General features: G+C 71.6%; 17 protein-coding genes. 13 read left to right on the top strand and 4 right to left on the bottom strand.

Annotation, left to right across the window (positions count from 1 at the left end; translation table 11 throughout):
* The first annotated feature begins 188 nt into the window (after window positions 1-188).
* From WMF22_RS00345 to WMF22_RS00330, 4 genes are all read left to right on the top strand, one after another.
* The gene (locus WMF22_RS00345) at window positions 189-1,730 is read left to right on the top strand and encodes a protein kinase domain-containing protein (RefSeq protein WP_437297125.1); all 1,542 of its coding nucleotides are present in this window, start codon (window positions 189-191) and stop codon (window positions 1,728-1,730) included.
* Between the two features lie 8 nt (window positions 1,731-1,738).
* On the top strand, window positions 1,739-2,731 hold the full coding sequence (locus tag WMF22_RS00340) for a tetratricopeptide repeat protein (protein WP_437297124.1): 993 nt from the start codon (window positions 1,739-1,741) through the stop codon (window positions 2,729-2,731).
* A complete protein-coding gene (locus WMF22_RS00335) occupies window positions 2,731-4,419 on the top strand; it encodes an SBBP repeat-containing protein (protein ID WP_438034464.1) in 1,689 nt (562 codons plus the stop codon). Before WMF22_RS00340 ends, WMF22_RS00335 begins: the two co-directional genes overlap by 1 nt.
* 527 nt (window positions 4,420-4,946) lie before the next feature.
* Window positions 4,947-5,567 (top strand): hypothetical protein, encoded by a 621-nt coding sequence (locus WMF22_RS00330; protein ID WP_437297122.1) that lies wholly within the window; start codon window positions 4,947-4,949, stop codon window positions 5,565-5,567.
* A 161-nt stretch (window positions 5,568-5,728) separates the two neighbouring features.
* Here the strand turns inward: WMF22_RS00330 and WMF22_RS00325 are convergent, their stop codons facing one another.
* Window positions 5,729-9,061 (bottom strand): lamin tail domain-containing protein, encoded by a 3,333-nt coding sequence (locus WMF22_RS00325; RefSeq protein ID WP_438034463.1) that lies wholly within the window; start codon window positions 9,059-9,061, stop codon window positions 5,729-5,731.
* A gap of 37 nt (window positions 9,062-9,098) precedes the next feature.
* Window positions 9,099-10,349: a hypothetical protein gene (locus WMF22_RS00320; RefSeq protein WP_438034462.1), complete on the bottom strand. Its 1,251-nt coding sequence runs from the start codon at window positions 10,347-10,349 to the stop codon at window positions 9,099-9,101.
* Window positions 10,350-10,504: 155 nt separating this feature from the next.
* Between WMF22_RS00320 and WMF22_RS00315 the strand changes: the two genes are divergently transcribed.
* The 4 genes from WMF22_RS00315 to WMF22_RS00300 all read left to right on the top strand — a co-directional run bounded on the left by WMF22_RS00315 (window position 10,505) and on the right by WMF22_RS00300 (window position 16,145).
* Window positions 10,505-12,202, top strand: a complete 1,698-nt coding sequence (locus tag WMF22_RS00315) for a hypothetical protein (RefSeq protein ID WP_438034461.1) — start codon at window positions 10,505-10,507, stop codon at window positions 12,200-12,202.
* Window positions 12,203-12,304: 102 nt separating this feature from the next.
* Complete coding sequence (locus WMF22_RS00310) at window positions 12,305-13,114, top strand: hypothetical protein (RefSeq protein ID WP_438034460.1); 810 nt, start codon at window positions 12,305-12,307, stop codon at window positions 13,112-13,114.
* 44 nt (window positions 13,115-13,158) lie between these two features.
* Window positions 13,159-14,052: a hypothetical protein gene (locus WMF22_RS00305; protein WP_438034459.1), complete on the top strand. Its 894-nt coding sequence runs from the start codon at window positions 13,159-13,161 to the stop codon at window positions 14,050-14,052.
* Window positions 14,053-14,198: 146 nt separating this feature from the next.
* Window positions 14,199-16,145: a CBS domain-containing protein gene (locus WMF22_RS00300; protein WP_438034458.1), complete on the top strand. Its 1,947-nt coding sequence runs from the start codon at window positions 14,199-14,201 to the stop codon at window positions 16,143-16,145.
* Window positions 16,146-16,334: 189 nt separating this feature from the next.
* Here WMF22_RS00300 and WMF22_RS00295 read toward each other — a convergent pair whose 3' ends face one another.
* Both WMF22_RS00295 and WMF22_RS00290 read right to left on the bottom strand, forming a co-directional pair.
* Entirely contained in the window at window positions 16,335-16,541 is a 207-nt protein-coding gene (locus WMF22_RS00295; protein ID WP_437297115.1) for a hypothetical protein, read from the bottom strand.
* Window positions 16,538-16,750: a hypothetical protein gene (locus WMF22_RS00290; RefSeq protein WP_157906336.1), complete on the bottom strand. Its 213-nt coding sequence runs from the start codon at window positions 16,748-16,750 to the stop codon at window positions 16,538-16,540. The genes WMF22_RS00295 and WMF22_RS00290 overlap by 4 nt, the downstream gene beginning before the upstream one ends.
* 258 nt (window positions 16,751-17,008) lie before the next feature.
* On the opposite strand from WMF22_RS00290, the gene fadI reads away from it, so the two are divergent.
* The 5 genes from fadI to WMF22_RS00265 all read left to right on the top strand — a co-directional run bounded on the left by fadI (window position 17,009) and on the right by WMF22_RS00265 (window position 23,283).
* Complete coding sequence (fadI, locus tag WMF22_RS00285) at window positions 17,009-18,319, top strand: acetyl-CoA C-acyltransferase FadI (protein ID WP_437297114.1); 1,311 nt, start codon at window positions 17,009-17,011, stop codon at window positions 18,317-18,319.
* Window positions 18,316-20,538, top strand: a complete 2,223-nt coding sequence (fadJ, locus tag WMF22_RS00280; protein WP_438034457.1) for a fatty acid oxidation complex subunit alpha FadJ — start codon at window positions 18,316-18,318, stop codon at window positions 20,536-20,538. Before fadI ends, fadJ begins: the two co-directional genes overlap by 4 nt.
* A 248-nt stretch (window positions 20,539-20,786) precedes the next feature.
* Entirely contained in the window at window positions 20,787-21,767 is a 981-nt protein-coding gene (locus WMF22_RS00275) for an SDR family oxidoreductase (protein ID WP_437297112.1), read from the top strand.
* Between the two features lie 214 nt (window positions 21,768-21,981).
* Window positions 21,982-22,491, top strand: coding sequence for a GNAT family N-acetyltransferase (locus tag WMF22_RS00270; protein WP_437297111.1), 510 nt, complete (start codon window positions 21,982-21,984; stop codon window positions 22,489-22,491).
* A gap of 12 nt (window positions 22,492-22,503) precedes the next feature.
* Entirely contained in the window at window positions 22,504-23,283 is a 780-nt protein-coding gene (locus tag WMF22_RS00265; RefSeq protein ID WP_437297110.1) for a lysophospholipid acyltransferase family protein, read from the top strand.
* Window position 23,284 lies beyond the last annotated feature (1 nt).

Raw genomic sequence — 23,284 nt, 5'->3', positions numbered from 1 at the left:
CTCTCTCGCGCGCGGCGTTTCAACCTGTTCGGTGCTCTGGCGACGCCCCGCGAGCACGCGGCGGGTGCACCGATTGACGCTCCGCGCCACGCCCCGTAGGCTTTCCGTCTACCCGTTGTCGTCGTTGACCAGCACTGAACAACCACCAGCGTAGGGAAGGCCACGCGCGCACCACAGGTCCTGCGACAATGACGACGAACGCGTTCGGGCTGGAGGGACAGGTGCTGGTCGGCCGGTATCGGCTGCTCCGCCCTCTCAGCTCGGGCAGCATGGGCACCGTCTGGCGCGCGGACGATCTCACGCTGGGCTCGCCGGTCGCGATCAAGATGCTCGGGCCTCTCTATGCGAAGGACGAGACGGTCCGCGCGCGCTTCTACCAGGAGGCGCAGGCGGCGGCGGCGCTCCGCAGCCCGAACGTCGTGCAGATCCTCGATCACGGCGTCGAGAACGACGTCCCCTTCATCGCGATGGAGCTCCTCGAGGGCGAGGACCTCGCGCACCGGCTCGAGCGTGTCGGCGCGCTGGAGCCGGCCGATACGGCGCGCATCTTCGCCGACGTCGCGCGCGCCGTGCGCAAGGCCCACGACGCCGGCATCGTCCACCGCGACCTCAAGCCCGACAACATCTTCCTCGCCCGCGACGACGACCGGGAGGTGGCCAAGGTCCTCGATTTCGGCGTCGCCAAGACGCGCCTGTCCGGCAAAGAGGGCATCGGGACGCAGGCGGGCGTGCTGATCGGGACGCTGCCGTACATGAGCCCTGAGCAGGCGCAGGGCGCGACCGTCGATTACCGGTCGGACCTCTGGGCGCTCGGGGTGATCGCGTTCGAGTGCGTGTGCGGCCGGGCGGCGATCACGGCCGAGGCGCCTGGCGCGATGATCCTCGAGATATGCAGTGATCCGCTGCCTGTCCCCTCGAAGGTGGCGTCTGTGCCCGTGCCGCCGGCGTTCGACGAGTGGTTCATGCAGGCGTGCAGCCGTGACCCGAACGGGCGGTTCGCCTCGGCGACGGCGATGGTCGACGCGCTGCGCGACGCGCTCTTGCCGCCCAGCGACGCGCAGGAGGGCGGGCGGGCCTCGGTGAGCTCGATCCCCGGGGGCGCGGGCACCACGTCGCCCTCCGTCCCGCCGCTCTCCGCCGCGCCGCTCTCCGCCGCGCCGCTCTCCGCCGCGCCGCTCTCCGGTCCGCCGATCTCCACCTCCCCGCTCTCCGTCTCGCCGGACGGGAGCGTGGCCTCGCCGCCGGGCCTCTACGACGAGGCCGGGGCCGACTCGAGACCTCGCCGCAGGATGCCGGTCCCGGCCGTCGCGCTCGGCCTCGCGGCTTCGGTCCTCGGCGGGGCGCTCTTCATCGGCTGGCGCGCGCTCGGGGACGACCCGATCCCGCACGCGCCGCCGCCGTCCGGCGCGGCCTCGCCGCCGGGGGCGCTCGAGACACCGCCTGTCGCCGCCCCCGCGAACAATCCGCCGGCGGAAGCGAATTCGCCCAGGGGGGCGCCCGAGCTCGCGCCTCCCCAGGAGACGACGGCCGCGGCGACCTCGACGCCTGCGCCCCGCGCCGGCTCCGCGCTGGCGGCCAGCGCTCCGGCCGCGGCCGCCTCCTCCGCCCAGACGGCGCCCGCTCGCCCGGGCAGGGCCGCGTCCTCCTCGCCGCGGCCCAGGCCCTCGTCGGGGGCCCCGCCCGCGGCCTCCAGCGCGACGCGCCCCAGGTCCGACCGCCTCGGCTTCTGAGGAGACGAATGCGCGCGCGATCGAGGGTCTCGGGCACCGCCACCATCGCGTTCGCGCTCGCGCTCGCGCTCGCGACCACCGCGCGGGCGGCCGACGTCGACCCCGCCACCATGAACGCCGCCCGGGCCCTCGCCGAAGAGGGCCTCGACCTCTTCGACAAGGGCCAGTACGCGGCGGCGCTCGACAAGTTCGGGCGCGCGGACCAGCTGGTCCAGGCGCCGACGATCGACCTCTATGCCGCGCGGTGCCTCGAGCAGCTCGGGCGCCTCATCGAGGCCTCCGAGCGCTACCTGCAAGTGAGCCGCACCTCGCTCGACGCCTCGGCCAGCGACGTCTTCAAGGCCGCGGTCGCCGACGCGGGGAGAGCGTACGACGACCTCAAGCCACGGATCCCCAGGCTCTCTGTGGGGGTGCGCGGCGCCCCGGAGCGCGAGGTGCAGATCACCATCGACGGCAAGCCGATGCCACCCGCGCTGGTGGGGGTCAGCCAGCCTGTCGATCCTGGCAAGCACGTCGTCGAGGCCACGTGGGCGGGGCGTGTCGTCCGGCGGGAGATCGCGCTGCAGGAGCGGCAGGAGGCGGCGCTCGCGCTCGAGTTCCCCGTCGGTGTCCGCCCGCCCATCGTCCTCCCCCCGCCCGCCGGCCTGGCGCCGGGCACCACGCAGCGCGTGCTCGGCTGGACCGCCGTCGGCACGGGCGCCGCGGCGCTCGTCGTCGGTGGGATCACGTTCGGCATCACGAGCGCGCGGCGCAGCGAGCTGATCGATCTCGGGTGCACCGAGGACGTCGTGTGCCCGGATACGCCGAAGACGCGCGACAGGCTGGGCTCGTACAACGACCTGCGCCTCGTCCCTGCGCCGGCGTTCATCGTGGGCGGGGCGCTCGCCGCGGGCGGCGTCGCGCTGCTCCTCACCGCGCCGTCCGCGGCGGCGGGGCTCAAGGGCGCAGCGGTCCGACCGTGGATATCGCCGTGGGGTGCCGGGATCACGGGGGTGTTTTGATGAGACGCAACGGCTTCATGGTCCTTTGCGGCGCGCTCGGCGTGGCCGGCGCGCTGGGCGGGTGCTTCGATCAAGGCGTGCTCATGCCGGGCGCCATCAGCGGCGGCGGCACCGCGCAAGGGGGAATGGGCGGCGTGGGCGCCGCGGGCGGCGCCGGAGGCACGGGCGGCGTGGGAGGCGCGGGCGCCGCGGGAGGTGCGGGCGGCGCGGGCGCCGCGGGCGGAGGCGGGAGCGAGCCCTGCGAGCCTTGTTATACAGGCCCCGAGTCGACAAGGAGAGTCGGCGAGTGCAAGGACGGCTGCCTGCGCGGCGGCACGTGCGTCGACGAGGTGCTCCCCAGGACCGAGGCCTGTACGAAGGCGAATGACGAGAGCTGCGACGGTGTGGCGGAGTGCACCGGAGCGCACGAGTGGAGCATTCAGCTCGGAGTGAACGGCGAGCAGATCGGTCATGACGTCATCTTCGACAGGGAAGGCAACATCCTTGTCGCGGGTGCCTTCAGCACCAGCCTGGATTCCGTCGGCAGCCAGGGAGCGTCCGACGGCTTCGTCGTCAAGCTCGGCCCTGGCGGCGCGAAGGAATGGTCGAAGGCGTTCGGGGGGAACGGCTCCGATTCTTGCAATCGCGTCGCGCTCGACAAGAACGGCGGCGTGATCCTGGCCGGGACCTTCGAAAATACACTTAACTTCGACGGGACGCCGCTCACGAGCAAAGGCAGCTCGGACGTGTTCGTGGCGAAGCTCGACGCAGAGGGCGCCCTGGACTGGATCAAGACCATCGCCGGTCCGAGCGTCGATAGAGTTTACGGGCTCGCGGTGGATCCGGACGACAACATCGTCGTCGCTGGCAGCTTCACCGACTGGGCCGACGTGCTGGGCGGGCGGCAGATGGGCGGGGACCGCCTGACGAGCAAAGGTGGAGAGGACATCTTCGTCGCGAAGATGGACCCCCTCGGAAACTTCGCCTGGAGCAGGAACTTCGGCGATACGACCGCCGAGGTCGCGAACGACGCTGCCGTCACGCCCGAAGGAGACGTGGTCCTGGTCGGCCGCATCGCCGGCGAGGTGTACTTCGGAACGACGCTCCTCGATGCTCAGGGCGATGACGCCTTCATCGCGAAGCTCAACGGGGGCGGGACGCCGCTCTGGGCCAAGATCTTCGGCGACACCATGAGCCAGGAATTTACGGCGGTCGCGGTGGACGCGAAGGGGGACATCGTCGTGGCAGGGAGCACCGGGGGAACGATCAATTTCGACGGAGCGCCGCGGAGATACGCCGGAGGAAACGACGCGGTCGTCGCCGCCTTCAACGAGGAGGGCAAGCACCTCTGGAACCGTCTGTACGGGGATGCGGAAGATCAGAAGGCGCTGGGGGTGGCGGTCGACCAGGCGGGCAACGTTATCGTGGTCGGAGAATTCGAGAGCTCCATCGACTTCGGCGCCCCGAGCCCGCGGCTCCAGGCCCTCGGCGGCACCGACGCCTTCTTCGCGAAGCTCACGCCGAACGGCGATACGGCCTGGGCCAAATCGTTCGGCGACGCGGCGGAGCAGCGCGCCCGGGCCGTCGCCGTGGATGAGCTGGGAGCCATCGCGCTGACGGGCAGCTTCAGCGGCAGGATCGATCTCGGGGGGGACCCCATGATGAGCTCCGGGGGCGCCGACGCCTTCGTCGCCAAGCTGAAGCCCTGACGGCCACCTCGCGACGAGGCGCGCTCGTCCTCGGATCCCGCGGCGGCGCGGCGGTGGCCGGACTGCGGCCGCAAGTGGCCGGACTGCGGCCGCAAGTGGCCAGACTGCGGCCGCAAGTGGCCGGAATCGTTGGCTCGATCGGGACACTTCCGGTCGCTGCCCCGAGGCGGCGCTCCCTCCGCGCCGACAGCCCCGTGTCGCCGGCGCGTGGTGCAGGACCTCCATCGGACCAGGGGACGCATCGAGGTCCGGTGAGCGATCCATGCACCAGAACAAGTGATCCACCCGGATCTCGCGCGACTCGCCTCGGGGGCGCCTCGAGAGCCCTCATTTTGCGGTGTGAGTCCTCGTTTTGCGGTGCGAGCCGCCCGCTTTGCGGTGTGAGTCCTCGCGTTGCACCGCCGTTTGCTTCACGGACGATGCACACGGCGCCAAGTCGAGGCGCGCTCACCTGGCATCACACTTGCTTGGAGGCCCCCCCACTTGCTTAGAGGAGGAATGGCTCACGCAGGAGGAGGTCGCGCGCGATGATGAACACGCAACAAAGCCCGGGAGTGCTCTACCAGGGGACGAGAGGGCCCGCCAGCATCGCGCCGGTGGCTGCCAGCGTGCCGCCCATGTCGGGCTCGGGGGACCTTGAACGCGAGCTCGAGGCGATCGCCCACGGCGTGCGGCAGAAGCGGCGGGGTCGGTTCGTGTTCGGGGTGGGTCTGATCGTGGCGGCCGTGGCCGCGGTCGCGGTGACCACCTTCGCCGGCAAGGTGAAGCAAGCCGAGGCGGCGCAGGCCGAGGCGGTGGCCGCCCGCGTGGCCGAGCAGGACAGGATCGCGCAGCTCAACCTCCAGCTCGACGAGCGCAACCGGAAGATCACCGAGCTTACCCTCGCGCTCGACGCCGCCAAGAGCGACGCCGAGAAGGCGCAGAAGGCGTTCGCCGATTACAAGGCGACGGAGGCGACCAAGGCGCTGGCGCAGGGCGAGGACGTGGCCAGCGCAAAGACGTCGACCACCAAGGGGGCCGCAACCCTCCGCGGCCGAGCGGCGACGTCCGGCAGCAAGGCGGCGCGGGGCGCCAGCGCGGCGGCGCCGGCCAAGAAGGGCGGAAAGTGCGTGTGCAAGGCGGGCGACCCGCTTTGCGGCTGCCTGTGAGCCCCCGCTCGCGGCCCATTCCTCCCTGATTCTCTTCACTCTCTCCGGGCACAGCCGACAGGACGAAGACACCGGCGCGCGCGGCGCGGACCGCGTGGCGCCGGGCGAACCGCGAGCCGTCGAGGTGCGCTGCGCCGAGGAGCGCAGCGTCTCGGCCGAGCTCACGGCACGTTCGCCGCACCAGGGGTGATCGTCGCGGAGAGCGCCCAGTCGGCGGCGGCCCGGTTCGTGTCCGCCCCGTCGGGCAGGCGGCAGAGCGAGCCTGCCGCCATGCCACCGTCCGCCACCGTGGCCGGCAACGCGTCGCCTTCGACGAGGCTCACGCTGGCGCCCCCGATCGTGACGGCGGGGATGCTCCCCTCGTAGGAGAGCGCGTCGATCACGGCCCCTGTCATGGTGTTTATCAGCGCGATCCCGTCGGGAGCCCCGTTCTGCATCCGGTCGGTCTGCGCGCCCGAGAAGGCGATCGTCACCGCGCCTTCCGCCACGACGCCTGGCATGGTGTCGGTGCCGACCACCGCCGTGCTGCCGACGACGAGGAACTGGCCAGCCGCGAGCGTACCGGCGGAGCTCAGATCGAGCGTCCTGTAGGCGGAGGGCGCGCTGCTGGATCCATCGACCAGCACGAGCGCATGGCCCGTGAGATCCACGGGCGCGCCGGCGCCATTGTAGACCTCGATGAACTCGGCGCCATCTCCGCCCGGCTGATCGTAATCCACCTCGTTGATCACGAGCCCTGCCGTCGCGGCCACCGCCCCGAGGGTCGTCACGAGGTCCTCGACGCCGCGCGGCTCGACCTTCGAGTCGCCGTTCCGGTGGGTGAGGATGCCGCGGATGCTCGCGAAATGGTCGCCTTCCGCCGGGAAGGGGTTGGCCCGGTACAGGAGGTCGTCCACGCGCAGATCGCCTGTGACGATGAACTCATGAACTGCCGTGTCGAGCCCGATCACCGAGATGTCCCCCATTTCGACGAGGACCCCCTCGAGCTCGGCGGCGCGCGCGCCGCCCGTCGCGATGTCGGCCGGCGCGACGGGCTCCGGGGCCGGCGCCGCCTCGCCGAGCGACGCGATCACCTCGACCACGGCGGACCCGAGCTGGATCTGCCCGAAGTAACTCGCGATCACCGCGCTCGGGATCCGCACGCGATCGCCGACAAGCACCGTGTTCTGCGGGCTGTACACGTAGACGCCGGAGTACGCCGGCCCCGCGTACCCCGGGTCCCCCGGCTTCGCCTGGACGAAGAAGCCGCTCGCGTGCTTCCCGGTCACGAGCACGTTCTCCAGGGCCACCGTCTCGCCCGCCGCGCGCGTGCCGTCCTTGATAGCGTAGATCGCCACCGTGCAGCCCAGGGGCCCTGGGTTCGCCTGGTCCGGGCACAGATCGCACGGGTCGCCCTTGCCGTCGCCGTCCGCGTCGGCCTGGCCGGGGTTCTGGAGGTTCGGGCAGCTGTCCGCGCCGTTCGGCGTGCCGTCGTTGTCGGCGTCGTTCGGGTCCGGCGGCGAGCAGAGCGTGCTGCCCGCGTCGAGCGGGCACGCGTCGCAGGCGTCGCCGTCGCCGTCGTTGTCGAAGTCGGCCTGGCCCCCGTCGTCGAGCGGCCGGATCGGGTTGAAGACGCTCGGGCAATCGTCCGCGCCGTTCTCGATGCCGTCGCCGTCGAGATCCGCGTCCGTCGGCTGCCCTGTGTAGACGGTCGAGCCGTTCACCGAGGCGTTCAGGGGCGCGCTCTCCACGCGGGACGGGGTGCAGAGCGGCTCGCCCTCGGGCTCGCCGCAGAAGAAGGCCGGGTAGATCTCGCCCGCCTGCTGCTCGAGGTCCTCCAGCGTCATCCCGATCTCGTCCCGCAGACAGACCTGCTTCGACACGCCGCACACATCGACCGCGTCGCATGCGCCCGCGCCCCGGACCGCGGACACCACGGCCGCGTCGCCATACAGGACCTTTCCGCCGCGCATCACGAGGACGACGTCCTCGGGATCGGCGGCGACCACCGCGCGGTGGCCCTCGCGCTCTCTGCCGTCGAAGATCGCGATGTCGGCGACCTTCCCCGTGGACAGCGCGCCGATCACGTCGTCCGCCGCGGTGACCGCGGCGGCGCTCCCGGTGACCATCCTCCACAGCTCCTCATCGGTGAAGAAGCCGTCGTAATACGCCTCGTTGAGCGCCGCCGCGCACCGGAGCTCGCGCAGGAGGTTCATCGATCCGGTCGCGATCCAGTCGGTGCCGAGCGCGATCTGCACCCCGAGGCGGGCGGCGGCGGTGACCACGGCGGTGTCGCCGTAAAGCGTGATGTTGGAGCGGGGAGACCAGATGAGCGCCGTGCCCTCCGCCGCCATCGCCGCGTAGTCGGGCGCGGTCAGGCCGATCCCGTGGATGAACGCGCTCTGCGGCTCGAGCACGTCGTTCGGCGCCGCCTTCAGGCAGACGAACTCGTTGCGCGCCGACGCGTCGATCCCCTCGGCGACGTGCGGGCAATAGGCGTCCTCTCCCTCGACGTCCTCCCCCGTCACCATGTCGGCCGAGTAGCCGCAACCGCTCACGAGCTCACGGCCGCCCGTGTCGTCGAGCGGGAACGTGTCGAGACGGACCGCGCTCTGGCCCAGGCCCTCCTGGTCGGCCCGGTCCAGGTTCCGGAGGAGGCCTGGCGCGCTCCCCGAGCCCACGATCGAGGTCGCGCCGCCCATCAGGAAGCGGAGCTCGCCCCAGCGGATCTGCGCCTGGCTCGCCATGCCGGGCGTGTCGATCCTCGTGTGTTTGTTGTTGCCGGTGCGCCAGTCGTGCCGGTGCTCATAGCGCTCCTCGGTCGGGGTATACGGGCTGTTCTGCGTGTACGTGATGTGATCATGCGTGTTGATCAGCGCCGGGGAGACGACGCCGGTCGGGCACCGGATCTCCGTCGCGCCCGCCGCCTCGCAAGCGCAGCCGACGCACGCGATCGCGCCCCGCTCGTCCACGAGCACCCGCCCGCCCCGGTACACCCTGCCGGGGGCCAGCACGACGCCCCGGATCAGCGTCGCGCCCGCGCCGGCGGCCACCTCGCACGTCCCCTGCGCGAGCGGCAGAAGCTCCTCGCAGACGGTCTCCTCGGCCGGCGTCTTCGTGCAATCGGCCTCGCAGCCGTCGCCCGTCGCGACGTCCCCGTCGTCGCACTGCTCCCCCGGATCGATGGCGCCGTCGCCGCAGCGCGGGGGCACCTCGACCTCGCACGCCGCCGAGCAGCCGTCCCTGGCCGCCGTGTTGCCATCGTCGCACGCCTCGCCCGCGTCGAGCGCGCCGTCGCCGCAGCGGGGCGCCGCTGGCTTCTCGCGCTGGCACGTCGGCGAGCAGCCGTCGCCCTCCGCGGTATTGACGTCGTCGCACACCTCGCCCTCGTCGACCACGCCATCGCCGCAGACGCCGGAGCGACCGCCCGCGCCGTCGTGCCCGCAACCATTGAAGAGCAAAAGTCCGACGTGCACGGCCATCCGCCGCGCGAAGCGCGCCGAGCTGTGAGGCATGCCTCCCCTGTCGGCGACGAGAGCGCTCGAGTTGCCTTCAAATGACGCGGCGGCAACGCACCATCGCGATCGCGCCGATCGCGAACAATGCGAGCCAACCCACATCTGACCGCGTTCCGCCTCCGCTGGTTGCGCCCGCGGCATAACTGCAGGAGCTCGCGCGCCGCTTTCCGTCGATCGGCCGCCCCACCTGTCCGCTGGTGCCGGGCGGCGAGCCGGCCGCGACGCCGCCGCCGCTCGATCCGCTCCCCCCGCCGCCGCTCCCCGACCCCCCGCCTTGCGCCGCCGGCTCGCAGTTGTCGGCCGACTCGCTGAACGCGGCGAGCGCGAGCTTTTCCACGCCGGCCTCGTCGACGAGGCCGAAGGGCTGCTCGTCGAGCGGCGCGTCCTGGAAGCTGGCCCAGACCACGCCGGCGACGTCGTCGCGCTCCGAGAGGATCTCGAACGACGTTGTCAGGTTCGCCGCCTGGAGCTCCTCGCCGGCGAGCGCGCTCGACCACGCCATCCCGGTCACGGCGAAGGGGCTCTCGTCCCCCTCGTCGTCGGCGAGGTCGCGCAGCGCGTCGAGATAATCGTTGAGCGTCACCGGATCGACCTCGGTGCGCTGATGGAAAAACAGCTGTTGGCCGAGGCGAGACCACGGCGTCCGCTGGCCGAAGCGCGCCTCGAGATCGTCCCACGCCGGCTGCGCGTAGAGCTCGCGCAAGTAATCGACCCCCGAGAACGGCGCGGCGGCGTCGTCCGAGGCGAGCAGGCCGCCCGTGGTCAGCGACAGCGCGTCGACGTTGAAGAGCGCCTCGTTGCGGATGCGGATCTGGGCGAGGATCTGCGCGAGCACCCGGGGCAGGATGAAGGTGCAGCCGGCGTGCTCCGGGTCGAGCGCGGGGTCGGGGAGCTCGGAGCAGTTCGGCTGACTCCAGATCTCCCACTGGACGACGTCCCCGGCGTACCTCGTCATGAGCGCCTCTGCCGTCTCGGCGAACGCCTCCACGTACGCATTGTCGCCGTCCCGGTCCGGATCGTCATTCCAGACGTCCTGTCCTTCTCCGATCGTGCGGTGAGAGAGGAGCCCGACCGGCTCGAGGCCCGCGGCGCGCGCCGCGTCGATGATGGCGTCGTACTGCTCGAGCTTGTCGTCGTCCCACGCGTCGGCGTCATCGAGCAGGAACTCGACGCGCACGGCGCCGGCGCCCGCGCGCGCGAGCCGCTTCGCGTGATCCTCGTCGAGGATCACCTCCCCTGCGTCGACGGGCGCCCCTGGATCGATGCCATAGAAGCCGCACGGCACGCCTCGGGCACCGAGCGCCGGGGGCGCGACGAAAAGGGCGGAGGAGGCGGCAAGAGCGACAATGGCTGCACGCATGTCGCGAGGATAGCTTGGATGAGGGCCTCGACCAAGAAACGACCCCGACATGAACCATCCATGGTAGGGAGAGGCTTCACATGGCTTTCCTGGAACCGCAAGAAGCAGAGCACGGGCAACTCGGGGTCGCCCCTCCGAGCGGCGAGGCCGACGGCGACATGGAAGCGGCGGGCGACGACGTCGTCGGAGGCGCGCCCCCGGCCCGACGCCTGCGCGACTGGGTGCGAGGCGCGCCGCTCTCCGAGCGCCTGCACCTCGCGTTCGGCCTCGTCTTGCCGGCGTTCCTGCTCGTCGTGAACATGGTGCGCGTGCGCTCGTTCACGATCGACGACGCGTACATCTCGTACCGGTACGCGCGCAACTTCGCCCGGGGCCTCGGGCTCGTCTACAACGCCGGCGAGCGCATCGAGGGGTACACGAACTTCCTCTGGACCGTGCTGCTCGCGGGCGGCATCAAGCTCGGCCTCGACCCCGACGTCGTCGCCAAGGTGCTCGGCGGGCTCGCCGCCTGCGGCTCGCTCGGCGCGCTCTACCTGCTCTCGGCCCGGCTCCGCCCGCACGGCGCGGTCCCTTGCATCGCCACGTGGCTGTTCGCGAGCTCGATCGTGCAGAGCGGATATGCCGTCTTCGGCCTGGAGACGCCGCTGTTCGTCCTGCTCGTCCTCGCGGGCACCGAGATGATGTTCCGCGAGCGCGACCGGGGGACCGGCTTCCCGTATTCGGGCCTCGTCTTCGGGCTCGCCGGCCTGACGCGCCCGGAAGCGCCGATGTTCATCGGCATACCGATGCTCTTCCTCGGCCTGCGCTTCTTCGGGCGGCAGAACCTCCTCCGCGGCGTCGTCTTCGCCGCGCCCATCGCGTGCCACATGCTCTGGCGGCACAGCTACTACGGCACGTGGCTGCCGAACACGCTGAGCGCCAAGACCGGCAGCCTCGCGGAGCAGCTGGCCGGGGGGCAGCGCTACCTCGCGGAGTACGCGGAGCACACGTGGCCGGCGCTGCTGCTCGGGCTCTTCGGCCTCTGCGTGGCGATCGTCGCGCGCCACCGCGACGCGCTCTGCGTCGCGGCCCTCGCGCTCGCGGTGGGCGGCTACGTGCTCCTCGTGGGCGGGGACTGGATGCCGTACTACCGCTTCATGAGCCCGTTCGAGCCGTTCTGCTTCCTCCTCGCGGGCCTCGGCGCGCGCGCGCTGCTCGAGCCGCTGCTCGCCCAGCTCTCGGCCCGCGCCGCGGACGCGCCCGAGGGCGGGGCGATCGCCCTCGCCGCGGGGGCCGGCGTGCTCGCGCTCGGCTGCCTCATCGCGCTGGGCGCCTTCCGGGCGCAGCGGATCGAGCGCGCCCAGCACCGGATCCTCGACGACGAGAAGCGGTTCTGGGACAGCGCCGCGGGCGGCGTGGCCAACTGGTTCGTGGAGCACGGCAAGCCCGGCGAGGTCGCCGTGGGCGACATCGGGTACATCGGGTATGTGACCGACTACCCGGTGCTCGATCTCCTCGGCCTCGTCGATCCCGTGATCTCCAAGCTCCCGGGCGGCTACACGCGCAAGACGGGCCCCGGCTACGTGCAGCACGTCTTCGACAAGATGCCGCGTTACTTCGTGTTCGTCGGCGGCGCCGACACGTGCGACAAGCTCCCGTTCCCGGCGCAGGAGAAGCTCCGCAAGGACCGGCGTTTCCGGGGCGTGTACCAGGTGGCCGGGATGGTGCGCCACAGCAAGAACGGCTACTGGTGCGTCTTCGAGCGGCCGGACGACGCCGCTCCGGCCCCCGCGCACTGAACCTCGCCGCGAAGCGGCGGGGTTCGCCACGACAGCCTCGCAGCTTCGCGGGCGCGCGCGACCCCACCGCAGCTCCGCGAGGTTTGCTAGCATCGCCGCCCCATGCCCTGGCTCTGGTACGTAGGTCCCCTTGCGTTGCTCGTCGTCTGGTTCCTGACCGGCTTGCGCGGTCGGCACGAGGCGCGGCGCGACCGCGAGCTCGCGCGCTGGCGCGCCCTGATGACCCCCGAGGCGGCCCCGGCCCGCCCCGGCGCGAAGCCGGGCGGCCGAAAGGCCGACACCGTCGCCGACGGCCCTCGTCCGGTGCGCTCGTTGCCGTCCAGCCTCCAGCACACGCTGCAGGAGACGGGCGGCGGCACGGTCCTCGCCCGCTACGAGCTCGTCCCGAAGCTCGCCTACGTCGCGGTCGTGGGCCCGGACGCGAAGAACGGCAGCGAGTACCAGGTGGTCCTCACCAAGCTGGCCAAGGCCGCGCCCCGGCTCACCGTGTGCCCGCTGCCCATCGTCGATGGCAGGCGTGTCCCCAACACCGGCGTCCAGTTCAAGAAGGACCCGGAGTTCATGGAGCAGTTCCTTGTCGAGGGGCCCGAAGCGAAGGCCATCGGCCGGTGGCTCTCGAAGAGCATCCGCGACGCCCTGCTCGACTTCCCCGACGCGTGGCTGTTCGTGCAGGATCGCACCATGGCGCTCGCCGTGTACGGCCCCGCCGACGCCGACCGCATGGAGGAGCTCGTGATCGCCGCCGACGCGATCTTCGCGGAGCACGGCAACGAAGGCGCTCCCTCCCTGCTGTTCGACGGCGACGATGACGCTGACGAGGACGAGGACGACGAGGACGAGGACGAGGACGAGGACGAGGACGAGGACGACGAGGACGACGAGGCCGCGGGCGCCGAGGGCGCCGTTCGCTGACCACGGCCGAGCCGAGCCATGGTAGTCCTCGCAGGTGGGCCTGAGTGAACGCGAGATCGCTGCTCTCCTCCGCTCTCCTGCTCTCGCTCTGGCTCACGGCACCCCCTGCCGCCCCGGCAGAAAAGAACAGCTGGGCTAAATCCCAGGGATCGCGTGCGGAGCTCGAGCTCGACGTCCTGAGCAAGTCGGCCTCCTGGGCCATGGACGATGTCACGTCCGAGGTGAGCACGTTCGGGCTGACCTTCGATCTCCGAGGTCAGCTCGCGTGGTTCGGCCGGCTCCACCTCGACGTGGATCTCCCGCTCGCTTATGGCGACGTCTCCGCCTCGTTCCGGTCCACCCGGCTCGGCGTCGACGAGAGCAGCAGCGCGGGCAGCCTTCTCTTCGGCAACCCCACGGTCGGCGCCCACTATGCGCGCGCCCTCTCGCGCAAGCTCACCGTCTTCGGCGGCGGCGCGCTCTCGATCCCCGTCCTCAGCGCCCCCGACGCCGACGCCCGCGCCACGCTGCAGGCGACCGCCCCCGCGCGCGCCTCCTTCGACCTGCACCGACTCACCGCCGGGCACCTGCCCCTGAGGGCCCGCGGCGGCGTCGAGGCCGAGCTCGCCGCGCGGCTCTTCTACCGCGCGGACACCGCGGTGATGTTCGCCCTCCCGACCAGCAAGGCCGGCGTCGAGCTCGTGGTCGAGCAGGGCGACGAGCTCGAGCTGCGCGGCCGAGGCCCCTACGGCGGCGGGCTCCGCCTCCAGGCCGCGCTGACGCTCACCCGCGACGACAGGATGCAGCTCGCGATGGAGCCGTTCTTCACCTACACGCTGAAGCAGCCCGGCTTCTACGCCCGGGCAGGGCTGCTCGTGGCGCTCGACGCGCCGCTCGGGTTCGGCCTCGCGGAGGACAAGGTCGCCACCCTGCGGCTCGCTGCCGGCCGCAGCTTCTGACGCGTCGCCCGCCTTCGCTCGCCGCCGCGCCGCCCGCGCCGAGCCAGCCGCCCGCCGTCACGCCGGGGGGGATCCCCCGCGCCCCCTGCCGCTCGCCGTCGTAGGCTTCCCTGGCGCGGGAGCGAGCGAAAGGCGGGGCGATCACCATGGGCGAGCAGCACGTCTCCGAGCAGGCGAGCGACGAGCAGCACAAGGCGTTCATGCGGGCGCTGCTCGACGACGTGGCGGCGCTCGAGCGCCTCCTCCTGGAGGATCGCATCGAGTCCGGCGTGCGCCGCATCGGCGCCGAGCAGGAGATGTTCCTCGTCGACCGCGCGCTCCGGCCCGCCCCGCTCGCGCTGGAGGTGCTCGATCGGGCCGCCGACGCTCGGCTCACGACCGAGCTCGCTCGCTTCAACCTGGAGGCGAACCTCACCCCGCTCCCGTTCGGCGGCGACTGCCTGCGGCGGCTCGAGGCCGAGCTCTCGGAGGTCATCGGGCGGGCGGCCGAGGCCGCGCGCGCCGCCGGCGCCGACGTCCTGCTCACGGGCATCCTCCCCACCCTGCGCGCCGGCGACCTCCGCCTCGAGAACCTCACGCCGGCGCCTCGCTACCACGAGCTCAACCGCGCGCTCTTGCGGCTGCGCCAGGGCGACTTCCGCGTCTCGATCCACGGGCTCGACGAGCTCGAGATGACCCACGACAACATCCTGCTCGAGTCGTGCAACACGAGCTTCCAGGTCCACCTCCAGGTCGGGGCGCGGGAGTTCGCGTCGCTCTACAACCTCGCCCAGGCGGTGACCGCGCCCGTCCTCGCCGCCGCGGTCAACTCGCCGCTGCTCCTCGGGCAGCGGCTCTGGCACGAGACCCGGATCGCCCTCTTCGAGACCTCGGTCGACACCCGCCCGAGCGCGCTCGAGGGCCGGCAGCAGAGGCCTCGCGTCCACTTCGGCGACGGCTGGGTGCAGGGCGGCGTGCTCGATCTCTTCCGCGAGGACATCGCGCGGTTCCGCGTGATCATGACCGCCGATCCCGGCGAGCCCCCCGCGGCCGTGCTCGCGCGCGGGGAGGCGCCGGACCTCAAGGCCCTGCGGGTCCACAACGGCACCGTCTACCGCTGGAACCGCCCCTGTTACGGCGCCCTGGCCGGGGTCGCGCACCTGCGCATCGAGAGCCGCGCGCTGCCCTCGGGGCCCACGATCCTCGACGAGGTCGCGAACGCCGCCTTCTTCTTCGGCCTCATGACCGGCCTCGCCGCCGAGCACCCGCGCATCGACCTCGAGATGCCGTTCGAGGACGCCAAGGCGAACTTCTTCGCGGCGGCCCGCCACGGCCTCAAGGCGCAGCTCACGTGGCTCGGCGGCCGGAGCCTCCCTGCCCCGGAGCTCATCCTCTCGCACCTCCTCCCCGCCGCCCGGGCGGGCCTCTCGGCCGCGGGCATCGACGCCGCCGACGTCGACCGGTACCTCGGCGTCGTCGAGGAGCGGGTCCGCCGCGGCCAGACGGGCGCGCAGTGGGCGCTCGGCTCGCTCGCGGCCATGGCCGGGCGGGGCACCCCGGAGCTGCGAAGCCGCGCCCTCTGCGCCGCGATGCTCGCCCGCCAGCAAGAGGAGGCCCGGGGTGGCGGGGCCGGGCGCCCGGTGCACGCGTGGGAGCCCGCCGCGCTCGAGGACGACCTGGACCTCGTGCGCGACAGCTACCGGACCGTCGGCCAGTTCATGTCGACCGATCTCTTCACGGTGCGTCCCGCCGACATCGTCGACTTCGCGGCGAGCGTCATGGACTGGCGGCACGTGCGCCACGTCCCGGTCGAGGACGAGCAGGGCCGGCTCGTCGGCGTCGTCTCCCACCGCGCGCTGCTCCGGCTCGTGGCCCGCGGCGCCGCGGCGGCGCCGAGCGGATCCGCGCCGCCCACGGTGGCGTCGATCATGCGGCCCGACCCCGTGACCGTCGCGCCGGACACGCCGACGCTGGAGGCGATGCGGATCATGCGCGAGCACCGCGTCGGCTGCCTGCCCGTCGTCGCGGGCGAGCGGCTCGTGGGCATCGTGACCGAGCGCGATCTCCTCGACGTCTCGGCGGCGCTGCTCGAGGCCTTCCTGCGCGAGGCGTGAGCGCGCCGGAGTGGCAAAGAGAGAGAATGAAACGCAAAGACGCAAAGGCGCAAAGACGCAAAGAGAAGCGAGAAAAATTCTTCTCGACGCCTTTTTGCGTCTTTGCGTCTTTGCGTCTTTGCGTCTTTGCGTCTTTGCGTTTTTTATTCTTCTAGGAACCCTGCGAGGAGCAGCGCTCCCGCGCGGAGCTCACAGATCGCTGATCTCGACGCACGTCATCGCGTCGCCCTTGGCCTGGCAGTCGAACACGGTGCCGTACGCGTTGAAGAAGCCCTGCTTCGTGCGCGTGACGTGGTACCGCGTCCCGTCGATCTGCCGGATGCTCGTGTAGCTCCCCTGACAGCCGATCACGCCGAAGCTCGCGAGCAAGAGCCCGAAAATCAAAGAACGCTTCATTCGCCTGCCTCCGTCGTTACCTCGACCTCGGTGCACTCCGCCTTGCCCGGCGCGTCAGGGCACATCCACATCGCAGGCTGGTTGTTCTTGTGACCGGCCACATACACATAACCCGGCGCCGCCGGCGCCGAGTCGCTCGCAAACGTCGCACACCCCGCGAGCGCCGGAGCGCCGCAGAGCAACGCACTGCATAGAATGAGTTTCCGCATGGCCAACCACGCTAACGGCAAGCTCAAGCGTGGGCCAAATTAGCGCCCAGGCTGTCCCAACCGTTCTTCCTCCACGTCGCTTTCTCGCGGAGCGCCTCGCCACCTGCGACGCACCCGCCGCCCACGGTTGACACGCCGCGTTAGCGCACCTAAGGGAATACCTCCAACCGGTGTGCGCTGGCACGCCGGGATCCGGGGGGCTGCGCGGGGCGCGCGGGGCGGGCTCGCGATGGGCTCTCCGGCAGCAGAGGAGTCGACATGGCTTCAGGCAAGAATGGGAAGGGCGGCAAGGACCGGGTGGCGGTCGTTGCCGGGCTGCGCACGCCGTTCACCAAGGCGGGGACGGCGCTCAAGGCGCTGCGCACCGTCGATCTCGCGGCCACGGTGGTCAAGGAGCTCCTCCAGAGGAGCGAGGTGACCCCGCGCGACGTCACGCTGGTCGTCTACGGCCAGGTGGTGCCGACGCTCGACTGGCTCAACATCGCGCGCGAGGTCGTGCTGCGCACCGGCCTGCCCAAGGACACCGACGCCTTCAGCGTCTCGCGCGCGTGCGCCACGTCGCTCCAGGCCATGACGAGCGCCGCCGAGGCGATGCTCGCCGGCCAGCACCACGTCGCCCTCGTCGGCGGCGCCGACAGCATGAGCGACGTGCCGCTCGGCGTCTCCCGGAAGCTCGCCTCCGCGCTGGCCGATTTCCAGAAGGCCAGGACGCTCGGCGCCCGGCTGGAGATCGTCTCCCGCCTCTCGCTGAAGGACCTCGTGCCCCCGATCCCGGGCTTCTCGCGCGAGCCGACCACGGGCGAGCAGATGGGCGAGGCCGCCGAGAAGATGGCGAAGCAGAACGGCATCTCGCGCGCCGAGCAGGACGCGATCGCCCACCGCTCGCACACGAACGCCGCGCGCGCCTGGCGCGACGGCACCTACGCCGCCGAGGTCATGCACGTGATCCCCCCGCCTTACGACAAGCCGGTCGAGCGCGACAACGTGGTCCGGGACGACTCGACCCTCGACGCCTACGCGAAGCTGTCGCCGGCCTTCGATCGGCGGCACGGCACGATCACCGCGGGCAACGCGTCGCCGCTCACCGACGGGGCGAGCGCGCTGCTCCTGATGCGCGAGGGCAAGGCCAAGGCGCTCGGCTACCAGCCGCTCGGGTACGTCAAGTCGTGGTCCTACGCGGCGGTCGACCCTGGCTGGCAGCTCCTGATGGCCCCGGTGCTCGCCGTGCCGCGGGCGCTCGAGCGCGCCGGCCTCTCGCTCGCCGACATGGACCTCGTCGACATGCACGAGGCCTTCGCCGCCCAGGTCGCGTCCAACCTGAAGGCGCTCGCGTCGCCGTCGTTCGCCGCGGAGAAGCTCGGCCGGTCCGCCCCCGTCGGCGAGATCGATCCGGAGAAGCTCAACGTCAACGGCGGCTCGATCGCGCTCGGCCACCCCTTCGCGGCCACGGGAGGACGCATGGTCCTCTCCACGCTCCGAGAGCTCAAGAAGCGCGGCGGGCATCACGCGCTCCTCACCGTCTGCGCGGCAGGCGGCCTCGGCGCCGCCGTCGTCCTGGAGGCCGCATGACAACGACCTCCGCCGCCGCCACGCCGGCCCCCGCTGCCGCGAGCCCGCTCTCCCTCGAGGTGCGCCCCGACGGCGTGGCCGTCGTCACCTACGATGTCCCGGGCGAGGCGGTCAACACGCTGAAGCCCACGTTCACCGGCGATCTCGAGCGGATCGCGGGCCAGATCGCGAGCAACCCGCTCATCAAGGCGGCGATCCTCGTGTCCGGCAAGGCCGACACGTGGATCGCGGGCGCCGACATCGAGATGCTGAAGGGCGTCGCCACGGCGGCCGAGGCCGAGGCGATGTGCCGCGCCGGCCACGAGGCGATCCTGCGGATCGTGCGCTCGCCGAAGCCGATCGTCGCGGCGATCCACGGCGCCGCGCTCGGCGGCGGCCTCGAGGTGGCGCTCGCCTGCCACGCCCGGGTGCTGAGCGACGACCGGAAGACGGTGCTCGGCCTGCCCGAGGTGCAGCTCGGCCTGCTCCCCGGGATCAACGGGCTCCAGCGGCTCGCGGAGCGCGCCGGCCTGAAGGCGGCGCTCGACCACGGCCTCACCGGCAAGAACATGCGCCCCTCGAAGGCGCGGCAGCTCGGCGTCGCCGACGACGTCGTCCCCGCGGCCATCCTGAAGGAGACGGCCGCGGCGCTCGCGCTCGAGCTCGCTGCGGCCGGCCCGCCGTTCCGGCCCAAGCCCAAAAGCGCGCCGAGGCTCGACTCCGCCGCGCTCACCCGCGCTGCCCTCGAGGGGAACCCGATCGGCCGTGCCCTGCTCTTCCAGCAGGCAGCGCGGCAGACGCGCAAGAAGACCGGCGGGCACTACCCGGCGCCCGAGCGGATCATCGACGTGCTGAGGACCCATGCGGAGAAGGGCTTCGAGGCGTCGAAGGAGGTCGAGGCGCGCGCGTTCGGAGAGCTCGTCGCGTCGAGCACGGCGCACCGGCTGATGGAGCTCTTCTTCGCGACGAACGCGATGAAGAAGGACACCGGCGTGGACGACCCCGCCGTGCAGCCGAGGAAGGTCGAGAAGATCGCGATGATCGGCGCCGGCCTGATGGGGGCCGGCATCGCCTATGTCAGCCTGAACGCCGGCATCTCCGTGCGGCTCCGGGACCGCGACGACGCGTCGATCGGCCGCGGGCTCAAGTACGTGGCCGACATCCTCGGCGAGCGGGTGAAGAAGAAGCAGCTCACGCCGCTCGAGCGCGACGAGAAGCTCGCGCTGCTCACCGCGACGACGGACGGCTCGGGCCTCCGCAGCGCCGATCTCGTGATCGAGGCGGTGTTCGAGGATCTCGCGGTGAAACAAGCGGTCCTGCGGGACGTCGAGCAGCACGGCAAGGACGGGGTGATCTTCGCGTCGAACACGTCGTCGATCCCGATCTCCCGGATCGCGGCCGCGTCGAGGCGGCCGGAGAACGTGGTCGGGATGCACTACTTCAGCCCTGTGCACAAGATGTCGTTGCTCGAGGTCATCCGGACCGAGGCGACGTCGCCCGAGGTGGTCGCGACGGCGGTCGCGGTCGGCAAGCGCCAGGGCAAGACGGTCATCGTCGTGAACGACGGAGTCGGCTTCTACACGAGCCGGATCCTCGGGCCGTACATGAACGAGGCGAGCTGGCTGCTCGCCGAGGGGGTCGCGGTCGAGCAGGTCGACGCGGCGCTCGTCGCGTGGGGCTGGCCGGTCGGCCCGCTTGCGCTGCTCGACGAGGTGGGCATCGACGTGGCGGCGCACGTCGGCCCGATCATGCTCGAGGCGTTCGGCGACCGCCTCGCGCCGCCTCCCACGATGGCCAGGCTGGTGTCCGACGACCGGAGGGGCCGCAAGAACGAGCGCGGGATGTACCTGTACGGCGCTGCGGCGAAGAAGAAGGGCAAGGGCAAGCACGCCGACGAGAGCGTCTATGGCGTGCTCGGGCTGCCGGTGCCGAGGGCGAAGGACGGCCCGCCCGTGCCGGTCGAGGAGATCCAGCTGCGCTGCTCGCTCCAGCTCGTGAACGAGGCGCTGCACTGCCTCGGCGAGGGGATCCTCCGGAGCCCGCGCGACGGCGACATCGGCGCGATCTTCGGCCTGGGTTTCCCGCCGTTCCGCGGCGGGCCGTTCCGCTACGTCGACAGCCTCGGCGCCGCGGAGGTGCTCCGCCGCATCGAGACCTACGAGCGCCGCTTCGGCAAGCGCTGGACGCCCGCCCCGGCGCTCGTCGAGGCGGCGAGGACCGGGAAGCCGTTCTACGGCTGAAGAGAGAGAGAAGAAAAAACGCAAAGGCGCAAGGGCGCAAAGACGCAAGGGAGAGAGAAAGATTTATTTCTTCTTCTCCTTGCGTCTTTGCGCCCTTGCGCCTTTGCGTTTTAAATTCTTCATCCCTCCACCACGCTCCCCGTTTCAATCGAGCTCCGCGGCCACATCCGACCCGGCCCCCGGCCCCTGATGGCCCGCGCCTTGCTCTCCTCTCGGCGACGGACAGACAGCGCGGGAGGGGGCCAGTCATGCGGAAGTGCATTCGCGACGCGGTGGTCGTTATCACCGGGGCATCTTCGGGCATTGGCAGGGCGGCGGCGCTCGCGTTCGCGAGGCGCGGCGCGCGGGTCGTCATCGCCGCTCGGAACGAGGCGGCCCTCGAGGCGGTCGCCGCCGAGTGCGCCAGCGTCGGCGCGCCGGCGCTCGCCGTCCCGACGGACGTGAGGGACGAGCACGCCGTCCGAGCGCTCGCCCGCGCCGCCGTCGAGGTGTTCGGCAGGATCGACGTCTGGGTCAACAACGCCGCCGTGTTCCTCTACGCGCGCGCGGACGAGGCGCCCTACGAGGCCTACCGCCAGGTCATCGAGACGAACCTGCTCGGCTATGTGCACGGGGCGCGGGCCGTGCTGCCCTGTTTCCGCGCGCAGGGCGCCGGGGTGCTCATCAACAACGTCTCCGTTCTTGGGAAATTCGGCGCGCCGACGATGAGCGCCTACGTGATCTCCAAGTTCGGGGTCCTCGGCCTCACGTCCTGCTTGAGACAGGAGCTCTCCAGCACGCCGGACATCCACGTTTGCAATCTCCTGCCCGCGACGATCGACACCCCGATCTACCAGCACGCCGGCAATTTCACCGGCCGCGCCGTCCAGCCGATCCGGCCGATCGTCGACCCCGAGCGGGTCGCGGCGGCGATGGTCTCCCTCGCCGAGCGGCCGCGGCGCGATGTCTACGTCGGCGCCGCCGGCCGCATCACCGCCGCGGCGTTCGTCGCCTTCCCGGGCCTCATGGAGCGCCTGCTCGCGGCGTACACGCTCCGCGCGACCTTCCTGGATCGCGCGGCGCCGCACACCGACGGCAACCTCTTCGTGCCCATGAAGCACTGGACCGGCGTGACCGGCGGATGGCGCGCGTCCTCGGGCCTCGCCGCGCTCCTCGACACCGCCCGGGCCTTCGCCGGCCTCGCGCTCACACTCCCGTCCACGGCGGCAGAGCGCCTCAAGCCACGATGACATTGCCGCCCTGGCACCTTCCGTACGCGATTCCCCAGCCATCTTGACGCGCCATCGCCCCCGACGTGTCTCTCAACCTCGGGGGTCCTGTGACGTGTTCTCCACGGAGCCCCGGCATGCTGCGCCCACAGCAACGATTCAATTGAAATGAGGAGGCGCAACAATGAGCCGTTATGTGGCGCGCACGCTCCGAGGCGATGACTTTTCGACTCTGATGGAACTGGAGACGACCCTCTTCGGCGGCGCGGGCGAAGGGGAGCTCGGGCGGTATTACATCCGTCTTTGCTGCGACTTCTTCAAGGACTCTTGTTTCATGGTCGAGGCCGCGGGGAGGCCCGCGGGCTACCTGCTCTCCTTCACGCGCGGCAAGGAGGTCTACTGCACGACCCTCGCCGTCCTGCCCGAGTATCAGGGCTCCCGCGCGACGCACACGCTGCTCCGCGCGTTCGTCGGGTCGATCCTTGGATGGGCCGAGTCGTGCTGGTTCACCGTCGAGGAGGACAACCACGCCGCGCGGGCGCTCCACGCCATGCTCGGCGCCAAGGAGATCGAGGTGCGCCCCGATTTCTATGGCACCGGACACCCGCGCATCATCTCGCGCATCGATCGCGACGCGTTCATGGCGCTCCGGGCCCGCTTCGAGAAGGTGGGGCTCGTCGATCGCCAGGCCGACGCGAAGGAGCCGCGCGCGGCGGAGAGCGGCGGCATCGCCGCGGTGGCCTGAGGCCGACGGACCATGACGACCACCGCTCCGCTCGACCACGGCCGCCGCGCGCCGGCGGCGGGCGACCGGCCCTGGACCGAGGCGCTCTCCGTCGCCAGCCGGGTCTCCGGCGTGATGGGGCTCGCGCTCGACACCGTGTTCCGGACCAGCCTGCTGCCCACGCTGCCCGCCTCGCGCCGCCGCGAGAGGGCGCGCCTTCTTCACGGTATCGCGCGGGACCTGTGCGCGCTGCACTGCCTGCGCGTCCGCGTGACCGGCGCGCTCCCCGCGTCCCCGTTCGTGGTCGTGGCCAACCACGTCAGCTACCTCGATCCGATCCTCCTCGCGTCGCTCACCCCCTGCACCGCCATCGCGAAGCAGGAGATCGGCAGCTGGCCGATCATCGGCGATCGCGCGCGCGATCTCGGCGTGCTGCTCGTCGATCGGCAGCGCCCGACGAGCGGGGCGCGCGTGCTCCGGAGCGCGCTCCGGGCCCTGCGCCATGGCGTCCCGGTGCTGAATTTCCCGGAGGGCTCGACCACCCGCGGAGAGAAGGTCCTCCCGTTCCGGAAAGGCATCTTCGGCGTCGCCCGGCTCGCGGGCGTCCCCATCGTGCCCGCGGCCATCACCTACGATGATCCGGAGCTCTGCTGGGCGGGCGACGACACCTTCCTCCCCCATTTCCTCCGCTTCTCCAGCCGCCGAGAGGCGAGCGCCCGCGTCGCCTTTGGCCCGCCGCTCGGCGATCACGGCGGCGCGGCGGATCTCGCGGACCGCGCCCGCGCCGTGATCCTGGACCTCTTGAGCCTGTAGG

The organism is Sorangium sp. So ce204 (genome assembly GCF_051526795.1).
GTDB classification, from domain to species: Bacteria; Myxococcota_A; Polyangia; order Polyangiales; family Polyangiaceae; genus Sorangium; species Sorangium cellulosum_B.
This window is presented reverse-complemented; position numbering and strand designations above follow the sequence as displayed.